Origin of the sequence: Collinsella sp. AF36-3AT, assembly GCF_003475205.1 — a bacterium.
Taxonomy (GTDB): domain Bacteria; phylum Actinomycetota; class Coriobacteriia; order Coriobacteriales; family Coriobacteriaceae; genus Collinsella; species Collinsella aerofaciens_AF.
Genome location: NZ_QROZ01000002.1, coordinates 294262 through 310311 on the forward strand (window position 1 = coordinate 294262; position 16050 = coordinate 310311).

The window sequence follows — 16050 nt, forward strand, 5'->3', positions numbered from 1 at the left end:
CATCCCAAAACTGGGTAGAAGAAAGCCAAAACGCAATCGCAGGAGGTCAATATGACTGCAGAAGATAAGGCAAAGAACGCCGGCAAGGTCGCGCTCGTCTTGGAGGGTGGCAGTTTTCGTGGGCAGTTTACCGCCGGCGTGCTCGACGTTCTCATGGAGGCCGGTGTCGAAATTCCGGCGGTATATGGCGTATCGGCCGGTGCGCTCAACGGCGTCAACTACAAGTCACACCAGATCGGTCGCGTCAATCGCATCAACCTGACCTTCTGCAATGACAACCGCTACATGGGTGCCGCATCCTTCGCATCCACGGGCTCCATCGTGGGTTACGACTTTATCTTCAACGATATCCAGGACCGCCTGGATCCCTTTGACAACGAGGCGTTCGACGCGAGCCCCATCGAGATGTACGCCGTCGCGACGGACATGCTGTTTGGAACCGCTGCCTACCTGCCGGTCAAAAGCGCCGTGCTCGACCTCGATGCTGTGCGCGCCTCCACCTCGCTGCCGCTGGTGACGCCGCCGGTCGAGATCGACGGGCACAAATACGTCGACGGCGGCGTGGCCGATTCGGTTCCTATCGAGCATGTGCTCGAGGAGGCGGGCTTCGACCGTGCGGTCGTCATCGTCACCCAGGACCGCTCGTACGAGAAAAAGCCCTACGAGTTTATGCCTGCCGCGCGCGCCCGCTATGCCGACTACCCCTACCTGCTCGAGGCTATCGAGACGCGCCACGACCGCTATAACCTCCAGCGCATGCACCTGTGGAAGTATGAGCGCGAGGGCCGCGCGCTGGTCATCGCTCCGCAAAAGCCGGTCGAGGTCGGCCATGTCGAGCATGATCCGGCCAAGCTTCTCGACCTGTATATCCAGGGCCGCCAGGAGGCAAAGCGCTTGCTGGGAGATATCGAGGCATTTGTCGAGCGCTAGCGCTGCAACGTCACGGCTCGTGGATGACATGTGCAGAAACTCTGGTCGGAGCCAAAATACCTGTTGACTCGGGCGGCGAGCGGGGTAATATGGACGGGTTACTTGCAGAGCCCCGTGAATCTCTGTAACAACACGTACTGTACATGGAGGAGTCTAAGTGATTTCGAAATCGACTCACTACGCCAAGCAGGGCGAGGTCCAGCGCAACTGGGTTCTCGTCGACGCCGATGGTGCTGTCCTGGGCCGTCTTGCCACCCAGATCGCAATGATCCTGCGCGGTAAGAACAAGCCCCAGTTCACGCCCAACAGCGACTGCGGCGACTTCGTTGTCGTCATCAACGCCGATAAGGTCCAGCTTACCGGTAACAAGGCCGACACGAAGACCTATTATCGCCACAGCGGCTACAACGGCGGCCTCAAGGCTGAGAGCTTCCGCCAGGCTATGGAGAAGCACCCGGAGAAGGTCATCGAGCGCGCCGTTCGCGGTATGCTGCCCAAGACCACCCTCGGCCGTGCCCAGATGACCAAGCTTAAGGTCTACGCTGGTGCCGAGCATCCGCATGCTGCCCAGAACCCCACGAAGATTGAGCTGGAGGCTTAAAGATGGCTGAGAACACCGTTGTCTACCAGGGTACCGGCCGTCGTAAGAACGCCGTCGCCCGCGTCCGTCTCGTCCCCGGCACCGGCAAGGTGACCATCAACAAGCGTGACGCCGAGCAGTATTTCGGCCGTCATCAGCTCGTTGAGAACGCCCTTGCTCCCTTCAAGGTGACCGACACCGCCGGTCAGTTCGACGTTATCGCTCTGTGCGATGGCGGCGGCATCTCCGGTCAGTCCGGCGCTCTGCGTCTGGGCATCGCTCGCGCTCTTCTGAACGCTGGCGACTACCGTGCTGACCTCAAGAAGGCCGGTTTCCTTACGCGCGATGCTCGCGTGGTCGAGCGCAAGAAGTACGGCCTCAAGAAGGCCCGCCGCGCTCCCCAGTTCTCCAAGCGCTAAGGTTTTATCTCCTTTCGAGATACAATGTACAAGCGGGGCCTGCCGATTCCTCGGCGGGTCCCGCTTTTCTTTTTCGACTAGGGTGGGCGGTTGTATATCGCCTGCTAGGGAAGGAGCGATCCTATGCCCCAGAACATCTTCGGTACCGACGGCGTCCGTGGCGTCGCCAATGCCGACCTCTCGTGCGACCTCGCGTTTCGCCTGGGCCGCGCGGCGACCAAGTTCCTTGGCCCGGACATCTGCATCGGCCGCGACACGCGTCTTTCGGGTACCATGCTCGAGAGTGCTCTGACCGCTGGCATTATGGCAGAGGGCGGCCGTCCGCATTGCTGCGGCGTTATCCCTACGCCGGCCGTGGCGCTGCTCACTGTCCAAAATGAGCTCGACGGCGGCATCGTCATCTCTGCTTCGCACAATCCTCCGGAGTTCAACGGCATCAAGTTCTTTAGCCGCAAGGGCATGAAGCTTCCCGATGCTGTCGAGGAAGAGATCAGCGCTTGGGTCATGTCCGAGGAGGCCATGGCTGCCGATACGCTGCCGACCGGTGCCGGCGTGGGCCACATCATCAAGATGAAGGACGCTCGCAAGGCGTACGTCGACCACGCCATCGATACGCTTGATGGCCTGAGGCTCGACGGCCTGGTCGTTGCCGTCGACTGCGGCCATGGTGCTTCTTGCCAGACTACGCCCGCCGCGCTGCAGCGCCTGGGTGCCACGGTCCATGCCATCAACACCGATTACTGCGGCACTGACATTAACGTTGAGTGCGGCTCCACTCACCTTGAGCCCCTGCGCGAGCTCGTGCTGCGCACCCACGCCGATATCGGCCTGGCCCACGACGGCGACGCCGACCGCGTGCTGTTCGTGGACAGCGAGGGCAACGAGATCGACGGCGACTACATCCTGGCTATCTGCGGCTCCGATCTGGCCGCTCGCGGCAAGCTCGCCAACTCCGAGATCGTCTCGACCGTCATGTGCAACCTGGGCTTCTCCATCGCTATGAAGGAGCAGGGCTTCGAGATGGTTCAGACCGCCGTGGGCGACCGCTACGTTCTGGAGCGTATGCTCGCGGATGGCGCCGTCATCGGCGGCGAGCAGTCCGGCCACATCATCTTCCTGGAGCACAACACCACCGGCGACGGTCTGGTGACGGCACTGCAGCTATTGGCCGTGCTCAAGCGCACCGGTCGTACCCTCACCGATCTTGCCGGCATCATGAAGAAGTACCCGCAGGTACTCGTCAACGTGCATTCCGACAACAAGGCTGGTCTGGACGATTGCCAGCCTATCTGGGATGCCGTCGCTGCCGCCGAGAAGGAGCTCAATGGTCGCGGCCGCATTCTGGTGCGTCCGAGCGGTACCGAGCCGCTGGTCCGCGTTATGGCCGAGGCCGAGACGCACGAGCTGACCCAGCGCGTTGTCGACGACATCGTCGAGGTTGTCAAGCGCGAACTTCCCTAATGGTCAAAAACGAGTGCCAAGTGGTAAACTGTTAAGGCTATTTTGGTCGATTGGTATGTCCGAGGGGGAGCATGTTCACTAAAGTCCTAAGGTCTTTTGGTATGCGTGGTCGAGTCCTTACGCTGGATGCTCCCATCTCGGGCGACGTCATTTCGTTGTCCGAGGTCAATGACCAGACATTTGCCACCGGCCTGTTGGGCCAGGGCGTGGCGATTCAGCCTACGGGTACGCGCGTGATTGCGCCAGCAGACGCCAAGGTCGAGGCTATTTTTCCCACGGGACACGCCGTTGCGCTTAACACGGTCGATGGCTTGGACGTGCTCATCCACGTTGGCTTGGACACTGTTCAGCTCGAGGGCAAGCACTTTACCGTACATGCGCAAGTGGGTGACATCGTCCACAAGGGCGATGTACTCATTGAGTTCGATCGTGAGGCAATTGCTGCCGAGGGCTACGATGTGACGGTCCCCATCTTGGTGTGCAACTCCGTTGAGTTCTCGAGTATCAAGGGCTCCGTTGGTGCGCATGTCGAAGAGATGGACCAGCTCATCGTTGCTCGCGAGCGCTAGCAAGTGCACGTGGCCATTAGCCTACAATTCAAACACGTTTATGGAGGGCGCCCTTGAAAGAGGGCGCCCTCCGTGGCAAGATGGGATTTGTCCGAAGCTAAACGGCTTTGGGTCACCGTGGACGGGCAGGGGCCTCGACGCGGCTAGACACGAGACACATACATTACGCGACCTCGCCCTGGTGGCCGCACACGTTGGTTGCGGCCGACGCGGGCCGCGGGCAAGTGCTTGTAAGGGGAGCCTTGCCTCTCTTGTACGAGAAAGGACGCGTAATGAAGATCATTAAAGCTAAAGACTACGAGGATATGAGCCGCAAGGCCGCCAATATCATCTCGGCGCAGGTTATCCTCAAGCCCGATTGCGTGCTGGGTCTTGCCACCGGCTCCACCCCGATCGGTGCCTACAAGCAGCTCGCTGCTTGGTACGAGAAGGGCGACGTCGACTTTGCCGAGGTCAGCACCTACAACCTGGACGAGTATCGCGGCCTTTCGCACGACGATCCCCAGAGCTATCACTACTTCATGCGTGAGAACTTCTTCGATCACATCAACATCGACCTGAACAACACGCATGTGCCCGACGGTTCCAACCCCGACGCCGCCGCTGCCTGCTCTGAGTACGACAAGATCGTCGCCGCCGCCGGTTACCCGGATCTGCAGCTGCTCGGCATTGGCAACAACGGCCACATCGGTTTCAACGAGCCCGATGACCACTTTTCCAAGGGCACGCACTGCGTCGACCTCACCGAGAGCACCATTCAGGCCAACAGCCGCCTGTTCGACAGCATCGACGATGTTCCCCGTCAGGCCTACACCATGGGTACCCAGACCATCATGTATGCCCGCATGATCCTAGTCGTCGCCAACGGCGAGGCCAAGGCTCAGGCCGTGCATGACATGTGCTATGGTCCGGTTACGCCCGCGTGCCCGGCTTCGATCCTGCAGCTGCACACCAACTGCGTTGTCGTTGCCGACGAGGCCGCCCTTTCGCTCTGCGAGTAGCGCGAATCCTGCATCTCGACATAGCCTTGCCTAAGGCCTCCGCTTTGCGGGGGCCTTTTTGTTATCCCTCTCCGCCCGCTTGACCAAAATCTTGCCGCAAGCTTGACGAATGCCGGATGCCCAACAGTTTGATTCATTCCATACCAGATTCTATGCAAAAATGCCACCAAAAGGTCGTAGACGGTAGCGGGTGCTAGGCGAGTTGAATGACATAGCTGAACCTTGTTCATTTGCGTTACACTGCCGCTTAGATGGGACAAGCTGACAAGCTCATTTACCTGCTTAAAGACCGATTAGTCGGGGGATTAATAACAATCGGCCCTCGCTGTACAAAAACTTGCCGCTTGCGTACCAAAAGACAACCTAAAACGCAAGGTCGCTCTATTCATAGCGCGGCTTGTATGGTCTTGCGGTTACAGTGTCCATACGGTCGAGTTGAGGAGCGGGCATGGTAAACGATTTGAGCGGTATAGACGACCTCGAGCTGATGCCGCTGGGCGGAGGCTATATGGTGCGACGCGAACGCTTGATGAATGAGCTTATCGCCAAGGGCCGAAAAGCCGGCATCGTGGTTCTTTATGCGCCCGACGGGTTTGGGAAGACCTCGGTGCTGCTGCAGTACACCCATGAGGTTAAATGCGACCCGACGCGAGGCCCCGTGCGGATTATCGAGGCCGATCGCGCCATTGGGCGCGAGGTGTTTATGCAGCTCGAGGTGGTTACCGAAGAACTCAAAGACAAACCGCACTCCCTTATCGCGATTGATAATGTGCCAAACCTCGATCAGCACGATACCGAAGACCTCATCGACAGGATTCGCGGCCTGCGCGCTATGGGGATAGGGGTCTTTATCTCCTGCCGTCCTTCAAATCGTCAGCTGATTCATGGGCTGGGCGATTCGGTTAAGATCAATGCGCAGATGCTCAAGGTGCATGCCTATGAGTATTCGGCGTGGGCATCGGCGTTTTCGATCAGCACATCGCTCGACTTTTATCAGCTTACGCAGGGCGTGCCCGAGCTCGTCTCGGCATTGCAGACGGGTCTGTATGGCCAAGGCGACGTAGCCGGTCTGCTCGAAAACGAGATTGTCAACGTATATGGCGCGGCACTTGTCGATCTGGCTTCGCTCGACAATAATGCGCTGTTTTGCGTGGCATGTCTCATGGTTTTGATGGGCGAGGGCAATATCGCAGAACTCGAGGCTTGTGGGGTGAGGTTGTCGATGGTCGACCAGTCCTACTTTGTACGCGACTACCCGATCTTTGGCTTGGATCCCGCCGAGCGGAGTTTTACGTGTCTGGGCACGGAGGATAACGGACGCTTGCGCTTGCGCAAGTTGGTGGCCGAGGTTCGCCCCGAGCTTGTTCCGAGGGCGGCCCGGATTTTGCTTAAGGCGGGTAGATGCGATGCGGCGATGGGCCTGGCGGACGCCTTTTTGGACCGTGAAGCGGTCCTTGAACTTGCTGGGCAGTATGGGGTCGATCTGGCTCTGACGGGGCACGGGGCCGATATCTGCCGGGCAGCGCTGGGCACGATCGATGCCGACGATCCGGCTCCAGAGCCAACGCCTGCTGAGGCGCTCGGCGTATATCTGGCGGCGGTCAGCGTGTCCAATACAAAGCTCGCTCGCTATATGGCATCGGTCATCGAGCGCGGGGGCGAACGGGCGGCCTGCGAAATAGACCCTGTTTCATGGAGGGTGGCCCAGACACTGACGGCTGTTTGCTATGGGGACAACGGGCTTGGGCTTCCTACGAACCTGGCCGTGCCAGAAATAGAGACGTCCCACACCGCACTCGACATGCTGTCCGCGCATATCGAGGTCAAGCGATGCCTGACCGAACGGGGAGATGACGGCGGCGTTCTACAGCAGCTCAAAACGAGCAAGGCCTACGACTGTGAGCTCGACATCGCGGGGATTGTTATACGGGCCGATAGCATGCTGGTGGAGCTCTTTGACGGGTCGTTTACGGGAACCGACGAGCGCGACGACGAGATGACGGTGGTGCGGGAGGCGCTCGACGTGCGTGGGCTTAAGGCGATGGCTATCTGGGTGCGCATGGTGTTGGCGGCACGGCGGCTCCTTTCCGGCCTGCCGGTAACCGACGACGCGGCGTTCAACGAGCTCGATCGTTTTGCCGTGCGCATGCGCGACAACCAGATTCAGCTGTTTGGCCTGTTGCTAGAAGGCTGGCAGTCGCTGGCAGAGGGACGGCCGGTTAATGCAAAGTTCCGTGCGGTCCAAGTGCTCAAACTTGCCGAGGAGTCGATTGCGTACATGCGCGATAACGCATTGCTGCTGGAGCGCGCGGCGTATCTGCGTAACACCTCGATGGTTTCGGTACGCGAGGAAGCGGAGTTGCTCGATATAAGCCAGACGCAGGTTGGTGGTGCAGAAGCCTGGATGGTGGCGCTGCATTTGGCTTGCGCGGGGCGAGATAGCGATCTTGCGGCCTGGATGTCCATGAATCGCGCGGGGATTCTGGAACCATCGTATCGGCTCTTTGCGCGCCTTGCCATGCATTGTCTGGGCGAGCCGGCGACCAGGATTCGCAAGAAGCTTCCCGTGCGCGAGCTGTCGCGGTACTCGCTGCGCGACGATTTGGAAGGGGAGGGCGAGCGCCTGTTCCAGGCTGGCGAGGTTGAAGCCGTTGATACCATCGACCATATCGAGATTCGCATGTTTGGTGCGTTCCGCGCCGAGCGCGACGGGTTTCCCATCACGGACAAAATGTGGCGCCGCAAGAAGGCGGCGACGCTTGCCGAGCGGCTTGCACTGGGCATGGATGCGCTCGTCGACCGCGAGACGCTGGCAATGGAGTTGTGGCCCCATGCCGAGTTCAATAGCGCCCGCAACAACCTGTACTCGACGATATCGCGCTTGCGGTCGGCTTTGGGACCGACGCCGGATGGCAAGTCGTGTGTGCTCATCCAAAATGAATGCATCGGACTCAACGGCGACTACGTCAAGACCGATGTACGGCTGTTTGACCAGATAAGCCGCGAGGTTTTGGGAAATCGCACGGGTGCGCGCGGGCCCCATTTAGTTGAGCTGTGCCTTAAGATTGAGCAGCTTTATGCCGGACCGCTGTATGTTCCCAATGGCTGTAATCCAACCTACTTTTTGCGCATGCGGCGCATTATGCAGTCAAAGTACATCGATTGCATGATTAAGGGGGCAAATGCCGCTCTAGAAGAAAACGACCTGCAGTCGGCGATTTGGCTGGCGGAGTCGGGGCTTCGGCAGGAAACGGCGCGTGAGGATATGGTGCGCTGCGCCATGCGCGTCTACAGTGCGGCGGGGCGGCGGCGCGATATCGTCGAGCTGTACAGCGGGCATATGCACCATCTGAGGGAGCAGGTCAATGGCGTGCCCGAGCCCGAGACGCGGCGTCTATACGAGCGCTTGGTGGAGGGACGGCTCAATCGCGTGCTGGTCGAGCGATAAAAAACGGGCGCCCGAAGTACTTGGGCACCCGTAAGCTTGCTATGTGTTGGCTCGCCGGATCATTGGCTCTTAGACGAGCTTGATCTTCTCGATGTCCTTGCGCGAGGACTCGCGATACAGCGAGAACTTGCGGCCGATGACCTGGACGACCTCGGCGTGGCAGCGCTCAGCGAGCTCTTCGGCGGCCTCGCGGGCGGAAAGACTGGAGCCATCGAGCACGGAGCACTTAACGAGCTCGTGCTTCTCCAGGTAGGCGACCGTCTGCTCGACGGTGCCCTCGTTGACATCGGACTTACCGATGATGATGGCGGGGTTGAGGTGATGGGCCATGCTGCGAAGCTGCTTGACCTGGGCTCCTGTCAGTGCCATGGGTTCTCGCTTTCTATGTATGGGGCGCCCCGCGACGGGGCCTTAATCTACGTGAGCTGTCCTACGATAGCGCAGGAACGGCGCGGTGTGGGGCGCGTTTGCCCAGTTCGCAAAGAATGCGGATGCCGAGGTGATGGGCAGCTCGGGCTGTGAACGGGCTACGAGCGGGATTCAGAGACCGGTTCCCATGCAATAAACGCCCAGCGAACCTTACGGATATGGTCGAGCATATAGCACCCCTGCGGCACGCCCTTGGAGCCCGGCTCACCGGCATGGGGATTCTCGATCATGTGTTGGGCGATGTAGTCGCGCAGACGGTCGACCTTATCCTCGTTGCCATGCTCAAGCATGCGGGAAAAGTCCGCCACGCCTGCCTCAAGGCTATCGAAGGTATCGCGACGAGGCGATTCAAAGTACGTGACCTGCGGCAGGGCACCCATCTGAATGAGAATGTTAAAGGCGTACACAAAGCCATTGCTGCAGGTAACCGAGGCGCCGATGGCGTTCATCAAGTGCAGATCATAGCGCGGGCTGGAGTTGGCGACCATCGTGACAGCACAACGCCGACGAGCCGTTCGATTAAGCTTGGCAAGCGCATCTTTTAGATTGGTCGTCGTAACCGACCGACTGGCAAAGGCAACATCCACCGCTTTCGCGACCGGTCCAACCAAATCCCAATCATCATCCCAAGCAAGCTCAAGCGGCGTTATGCGCCCCTCGAGCCCGTAATACTCAATGCCGGCATCAAGGGTGCCCAACATAGCGGGGGAGAAGTCGGCTGCAATCACAGGATGCCCAGCCTGAGCAAGCGGAATAGCAATCGACCCAGCCCCACACCCCATATCAAGCACCGATTCACCAGGCTTTAACGCCAACAGCTTCATAAAGTCCCGGGCATACGGGGCAGTCTCCAACGGCCGAAAATGCCGAGCCCGCTTATCCCATTCAAAAGAATCATCAGCCCGCCGCCGATCAGCTTGCAGACGCATCCATTCGCCATTCCAATCCGCAGAAAGCAGATCAGAACGAATCTCCCCATCAACCACGGGCCAACCTCCTAGCAACAAAAAAGCGACTCCTCCCAAAAGAAGAGCCGCAACCAGCATATATCAGAAAGAACCGATCCAACGCCAAACCGCCATACCAGCAAAGTAGGGCAGAAGCGAAGCGACTGCCAAAGGGATAGAACCCAACCGAGGGCCCGTTGTGCGGGAGCCCCGGGGAGGGCAAATATATAAGGTCGATCGCGAGTTCCGCACGAGCCGGAGAGCACTTAATGTGCTCTCCGTGCGAGCCAGGACTGTCCGAGCAGGCGACCTTATATATTTGCCCTCCCCGGGGCTCCTCGCCCGAACCCCTCAGCTAGTTCTTCAGCGAGTTCAGTGGTGCCGGGAAGCGTCCACCGCGGTGGGCAAGCACAGTGCCGGCGTTGGGGTTCACCGGCATGATGGGTGCACGGCCAAACAGGCCGCCGTACTCGACGCAGTCGCCCACGCCCTTGCCGATGGCAGGAATCACGCGGACGGCCGTGGTCTTGTTGTTGATGACGCCGATGGCCATCTCGTCGGCGATGATGCCGGCGATGGTCTCGACCGGGGTGTCGCCGGGGATGGCGATCATGTCCAGGCCAACGGAGCACACGCAGGTCATGGCCTCGAGCTTCTCGAGCGAAAGCGCACCGGCTTCGACGGCGGCGATCATGCCGGCGTCCTCGGACACGGGGATAAAGGCGCCGGAAAGACCGCCCACGCTGGAGCTGGCCATGACGCCGCCCTTCTTGACGGCATCGTTGAGCATGGCGAGCGCGCAGGTCGTGCCCGGGCCACCGCAGGTGCCCACGCCGATGATCTCGAGGATGCGCGCGACGGAGTCGCCGATGGCAGGCGTGGGAGCCAGCGACAGGTCGACAATGCCCTTCTCGACACCCAGACGATGGGCGGCCTCGCGGCTCATGAGCTCGCCGGCACGGGTGATCTTAAAGGCGGTCTGCTTAATCTTTTCGGCGACTTCCATCATCGAGGCGGAATCGGGCAGCGTCTCCAGGGCTGCGGCCATAACGCCGGGACCCGAGACGCCTACGTTGATGACGGCGTCGGCCTCGCCACCGCCGTGGACGGCGCCCGCCATAAACGGGGAGTCCTCGACCATGTTGGCAAAGCAGACAAACTTGGAAGCGCCGACGGAATCCTGGTCGGCCGTGAGTTTAGCGGCATCGATGATGGTCTGGGCGGCCATCAGCACGGCGTCCATGTTGATGCCGGCGCGCAGGCTGGCGACGTTGACGCTGGAGCAGACGCGGCTCGTGGTGGCGAGCGCCTGCGGAATGGACTGTATAACGCGACGATCGGCGTCGCCGATGCCCTTCTGGACGAGTGCGGAGAAGCCGCCCAGGTAATCGATGCCGAGCGTTTCGGCCGCGCGGTCGAGGGCATGCGCGATGGGGGTGAGGTCCTCATCCTTGCAGCATGCGGCGATCTGGGCCACCGGGGTGACGGAAACGCGCTTGTTGACGATGGGGATACCGTACTCGCGCTCGAGGTTCTCGGCGGTCTCGACCAGATGCTCAGCCGTGTGCGTCACGTGGTCGTAGATCTTCGTGCACATGCGGTCGAGGTTCTCGTCACCGCAACCCATGAGCGAAACACCCATGGTGATGGTCCTGATGTCGAGGTTCTGCTCCTCAACCATGCCGCGGGTTTCCGCGATTTCTGCGGGCGTGATCGCCATCCTTGCGCTCCTATCTGCCAAAACGAGCATAGTCTTATCTATTCTAACGTGCCGCACGTGCCAAGTGGCGCATGCGGCACGTTTTGGTGCTCGGTTGTTTCCGTTGTGTTACTGCCCAAAGACCTCTTCGGCGATGCGCGCGCTTTCGGCGGCATCCTTGGCGTAGTAGTCCGCGCCGATCTGCTTGGCGTATTCGGGGGTGAGCACGGCGCCGCCCACGATGATCTTGACGCCCGGAACCTCGGCATGGAGCAGCTTGATGGTCTCCTCCATGGCGACGACGGTGGTGGTCATAAGCGCCGAGAGGCCGACGAGTTTGATATCGCGCTCCTTGACGGTCTTGAGTACCTCCTGCGGATCGACGTCGCGGCCCAGGTCAAAGACGGTATAGCCGTAGTTATCGAGCAGCATCTTGACGATGTTCTTACCGATGTCGTGGATGTCGCCCTTGACGGTGGCCACGCAGATCTTACCCTTGTCGGCAATCTCGCCGGCGGGCATCAGGCGTTTGATGGTATCGAAGCCCACGCGCGCGGCCTCGGCCGAGGCCATGAGCTGCGGCAAGAAGAACTTGCCCTGGTCAAAGAGGACTCCGACCTCATCGAGGGCGGGGATAAAGTGGTCGTTGATGAGGTCCATGGCGTCGTGGTCGGCCAGCAGGCGTTCGGTCTCGGCCGCGATTTCGCCCTTGCGTCCCGAGACGACCATGTGGCGGATGGGGTCGTCATCGGCGCTTGCGGTGGTGCTTGCGGTAGGCGCGGCATCGATCGATGCTGACTGGGCGGCCGCCGGGTTGGCGGCAATCTTATACGGATCGGTCCAGCCGGCGTAGCGCTCGATGTATCCGGTCGAGCCCTCGTCCTCAACGCTCAGGACGCGATAGCTGTAGACGGTGTCCATAAAGCGCTTGGAGCCCGGGTTCATGATGGGGGCATCGAGGCCCGCGCCAAAGGCGGCGGCCAAAAAGACCGAGCCCAGCAGCGGGCGGGCAGGCAGACCAAAGCTGATGTTCGACACGCCGAGCGCGCATTTGACGCCCAGGCGCTCCTTGCACAGGGACATGGCGCGCAGGATCTGCTCGGCCTGGCGTTGATTGGTCGAGGCGGTCATGACCAGGCAGTCGATGAGGATACGGTCCGGGCCGATGCCGTAGCGGGCAGCCTCGGCCACGATGCGCTCGGCGATGGCAAAGCGGGCCTCGGCGGTATCGGGGATGCCGCCTTCGTCGAGCGTAAGGCCGACAACGTTGGTGCCGTAGTGGGCGACCAGCGGGAAGATCTCGTCCATGATCTGCTGCTTGCCGTTGACCGAGTTGATGATGGGCTTGCCGGCGTAGCGACGTACGGCGGCCTCGACGGCGGCGGGGTCGGTGGAGTCGATCTGCAGCGGCAGCAGCGTGGAGCCTTGGAGCTGCTCGGTGGCCTGTTGGATAATCTTGACCTCGTCGATCTCGGGCAGGCCCACGTTGACGTCCAGGATGTCGGCGCCCTGCTCCTGCTGGCTGATGCCCTGGCTCACCACGTAGTCCAGGTCGCCGTCGCGCAGGGCCTGCTGCAGGCGCTTTTTGCCGGTGGGGTTGATGCGCTCGCCGATGACGGCGATCTTGTGGCCGTCGCAGGGGAGGTCCACCACGGTCTGGGCGCTTGTGACCGACATGCTGGGCTTGCGGTGGCGCGGACTGGGCGTGTGGTTATCGATAAGCGTGCGCAGCGCTGCCATGTGCGCCGGCGTGGTGCCGCAGCAGCCGCCCACGACGCTTACGCCGTCCTCAATCATACCGGCGACGGCCACGGCGTACTCGGGCGCCTGGATATCAAAGACGGTGTTGCCGTCGTCGTCCACGTGGGGCAGTCCTGCGTTGGCCTGCACCATAACGGGCTTGTCCGTAACGGTGAGCATGCGAGCGGCGAGTCCTCGGAGCTCGGCCGGTCCCTGGCTGCAGTTGATGCCCAGGACGTCGGCGCCGATCGCGTCGAGCGTGATGGCAGCGACCTCGGGACTCGTGCCCAGGAAGGTGCGGCCGTCTTCCTCAAAGGTCATGGTGGCAAAAACGGGCAGGTCGGAGTTCTCGCGGCAGGCGAGGACGGCAGCCTTGATCTCGGCTAGGTCGGTCATGGTTTCGATAATAAAGAGGTCCACGCCCGCGGCGACGCCGGCGCGCACCTCCTCGGCAAAGAGGTCGTAGGCCTCGTCAAAGCTCAGGGTGCCCAGGGGACGAAGCAGCGCGCCGATGGGGCCGATGTCACCGGCGACATAGCCCGCGCCGGCCGCGCGGGCGCGGGCGACGGCGGCGGCAAAGACATCGGCCACGGTGGCGGCGCCGTCGAGTTTGTGGGCGTTCGCGCCAAAGGTGTTGGCGGTGATCACGTCGCATCCGGCCTCGACGTATTGGCGCTGGATGTCGGTGATGACTCGGGGCTCCTCAAAGTTGAGCAGCTCGGGCAGGGCGCCGGCCTTCATGCCGGCCGCCTGCAGCATGGTACCCATGCCGCCGTCGAACAGCAGGTGTCCGGTGCCCTTGATGGCGGCGCGCAGACGATCGTCCTTAATGCGAAGGTCGTCGATCGTGCGCGTCTTGTATACAGCGCCATTACGGCGTGCGGCATCAACGGGTGCCGCCAGCGCGGCACCGTCCAGATCATGAGTGATAAGCGGAGTAAACATCGATGGCTCCTAATGGCTGGAATAGCAGGTGGTGTGGGCGGCGCGGAAGCGGCAGTGCTCACGCATGCGGCAGATATTGCAGGTGGGGCGGCTCTGGGCGTCGTGGACTTCGCCGTCAAACAGACCAATCACCGCGGTCACGCTCTTGGTGGGCATGAGCAGGCTGGTCGGCGTGACGGTAAGCCCGATGAGCCGCGTGGCGTTGAGCGCATTCACGATTGAGCGCTGGGCCGTAAGCGGGCAGTCGCCATAGCCGGGACTGAAGCGCCAGTTACCGGCGAGTCCGTGTGCGGCGGCCGCAGCCTTGACCTGCTGGTCCATCTGCTCGACGGCGGCTTCTACATAGGCAGAGCATGCGGCGTCGAGCACGGCTCCCTCCAGGGGCTGCTGGGCTCCCGTGGTGCGCAGACGACGCTCGGCGTCCATGCCGAGTGTGCATGCTATGAGCGCGGCAAAGCGGGCGTCTTTGAGATGGCGATAGATATCGCGACCACGCAGCTCAACGTTGGTGCCGACCAAGCGAATGCAAGGCTCTCCCTGCTCGTCCACGCCCATGGCATCGATGGCAAATGCGCGGCGCACGCCACGGGGCTCAATGTCCAGTTCCAGACGCTCAACGACAAGCTCAATACGCTGCGACAGCTCGGGCTCAATCTGCTGACCGCCGTAGCCCAGATAGCGCAGCATCTCGGCACGATCGACGCGGGGATGGTGGGCATCATCGATACGATAAAGCGCCGGCGACGCAAGGTCGGCCGGCACTTCGACAGCGGTTGTATCGATGTGCGGTTTTTCCATTACCCCAAGCGCTCCATAATGGTTGCGGCGATTGCAGGACGGTTCATAGTGTACAGGTGCAGACCGGCGGCACCGTGCTCCTTAAGGTCGCAAAGCTGACGGGCGGCATAATCTACACCGGCTGCCTGCAGACTCTCGGGGTCGTTCTCGTACTTGGCGAGAATCTTGATGACGGGGGAGGGCAGTGACGCGCCGCACATAAAGACCATGCGGCTGATCTGCGACTTGCCCATAAACGGCATGATACCTGCGGTAATGGGCACGGTGATGCCGGCCTTGTCGGCAAGCTCGCGAAAACGATAGAAGCACTCGTTATCAAAGAAGAGCTGCGTCACAAAGAAGCTCGCGCCGGCGTCCTGTTTTTGCTTGAGGTGTTCGACCGAGAGGTTGAGATCCTCGCAGGCAATGTGGCCCTCGGGGTAGGCTGCGGCACCCACGCAAAAGCCGGCGTCGACGAGCTCGGGGATGAGGTCGCGGGCGTAGGCGTAGTCGGAGGCGGGCTTGTCGTCCTCGGTCGCGCCGGCAGGGAGATCGCCACGCAGGGCCAGGATGTTTTCCACGCCGGCGGTGCGGTACTCATCGATCTTGGCGGCGATATCGGCGTGGGTACGGCCCACACAGGTGAGGTGCGCCACCGAGGGCGTATCGAATTCGCTCGTAATCATATGCGCGATGGGGGCGGTGGTGGCGCCGTTGCCCGAGCCGCCAGCCGAGCAGGTGACCGAGACAAAGCTCGGCGAAAGCTTGCACAGATTGCCTGCCACTTCGCGAGCCGTGTCGAGGGTAAGCTCGCCCTTGGGCGGGAACATCTCAAACGAAACGGGTGCAGTGCCCTGGGATGCTGCCTGCTTAAAAACCTCGTCGACGCGCATATCGTGCTCCTTTAGATATTTAGTGCGATGTATTGTAAGGATTCTACAGCACCACTGTGTCACGGTGGAGTTTTACTCGCTATCTAGGGATACCAATCAAAGATGCCTTGCTATCGGCATTCCCTATAACAACGCAGCTCATTGGGTGCGGGGTTATAAAGACTGGTATCTGATGCGAAATACCAGTCAATTTAGCCCCGTCCTAAATTGAC

At 61.0% G+C, this 16050-nt stretch carries 13 protein-coding genes; 7 read left to right on the forward strand and 6 right to left on the reverse strand.

What is annotated here, in order from left to right; all coding sequences use genetic code 11:
- Positions 1–51 precede the first annotated feature (51 nt).
- From DW003_RS03630 to DW003_RS03660, 7 genes are all read left to right on the forward strand, one after another.
- Positions 52–930 (forward strand): patatin family protein, encoded by an 879-nt coding sequence (locus DW003_RS03630; protein ID WP_118387593.1) that lies wholly within the window; start codon positions 52–54, stop codon positions 928–930.
- A 157-nt stretch (positions 931–1087) separates the two neighbouring features.
- Entirely contained in the window at positions 1088–1531 is a 444-nt protein-coding gene (gene rplM, locus DW003_RS03635) for a 50S ribosomal protein L13 (protein ID WP_022094635.1), read from the forward strand.
- A gap of 2 nt (positions 1532–1533) precedes the next feature.
- Positions 1534–1929, forward strand: a complete 396-nt coding sequence (gene rpsI, locus DW003_RS03640) for a 30S ribosomal protein S9 (RefSeq protein WP_022094634.1) — start codon at positions 1534–1536, stop codon at positions 1927–1929.
- Positions 1930–2052: 123 nt separating this feature from the next.
- On the forward strand, positions 2053–3390 hold the full coding sequence (gene glmM, locus DW003_RS03645; protein WP_118387595.1) for a phosphoglucosamine mutase: 1338 nt from the start codon (positions 2053–2055) through the stop codon (positions 3388–3390).
- 101 nt (positions 3391–3491) lie between these two features.
- On the forward strand, positions 3492–3959 hold the full coding sequence (locus tag DW003_RS03650) for a PTS glucose transporter subunit IIA (RefSeq protein ID WP_316242808.1): 468 nt from the start codon (positions 3492–3494) through the stop codon (positions 3957–3959).
- A 272-nt stretch (positions 3960–4231) separates the two neighbouring features.
- Positions 4232–4960 (forward strand): glucosamine-6-phosphate deaminase, encoded by a 729-nt coding sequence (gene nagB, locus DW003_RS03655; RefSeq protein ID WP_055251013.1) that lies wholly within the window; start codon positions 4232–4234, stop codon positions 4958–4960.
- A 448-nt stretch (positions 4961–5408) separates the two neighbouring features.
- The gene (locus DW003_RS03660) at positions 5409–8408 is read left to right on the forward strand and encodes a BTAD domain-containing putative transcriptional regulator (protein WP_117805963.1); all 3000 of its coding nucleotides are present in this window, start codon (positions 5409–5411) and stop codon (positions 8406–8408) included.
- Between the two features lie 69 nt (positions 8409–8477).
- Here the strand turns inward: DW003_RS03660 and DW003_RS03665 are convergent, their stop codons facing one another.
- The 6 genes from DW003_RS03665 to DW003_RS03690 all read right to left on the reverse strand — a co-directional run bounded on the left by DW003_RS03665 (position 8478) and on the right by DW003_RS03690 (position 15838).
- A complete protein-coding gene (locus DW003_RS03665; protein ID WP_006234690.1) occupies positions 8478–8777 on the reverse strand; it encodes a YhbY family RNA-binding protein in 300 nt (99 codons plus the stop codon).
- Between the two features lie 158 nt (positions 8778–8935).
- Positions 8936–9619 (reverse strand): hypothetical protein, encoded by a 684-nt coding sequence (locus DW003_RS03670; RefSeq protein ID WP_117736251.1) that lies wholly within the window; start codon positions 9617–9619, stop codon positions 8936–8938.
- Positions 9620–10139: 520 nt separating this feature from the next.
- A complete protein-coding gene (locus tag DW003_RS03675; RefSeq protein WP_035136908.1) occupies positions 10140–11504 on the reverse strand; it encodes a PFL family protein in 1365 nt (454 codons plus the stop codon).
- Between the two features lie 108 nt (positions 11505–11612).
- The gene (locus DW003_RS03680; protein WP_187361888.1) at positions 11613–14168 is read right to left on the reverse strand and encodes a homocysteine S-methyltransferase family protein; all 2556 of its coding nucleotides are present in this window, start codon (positions 14166–14168) and stop codon (positions 11613–11615) included.
- A gap of 9 nt (positions 14169–14177) precedes the next feature.
- On the reverse strand, positions 14178–14966 hold the full coding sequence (locus DW003_RS03685; protein ID WP_118387597.1) for a hypothetical protein: 789 nt from the start codon (positions 14964–14966) through the stop codon (positions 14178–14180).
- Entirely contained in the window at positions 14966–15838 is an 873-nt protein-coding gene (locus DW003_RS03690) for a methylenetetrahydrofolate reductase (protein WP_117805959.1), read from the reverse strand. The genes DW003_RS03685 and DW003_RS03690 overlap by 1 nt, the downstream gene beginning before the upstream one ends.
- Positions 15839–16050: the final 212 nt, after the last annotated feature.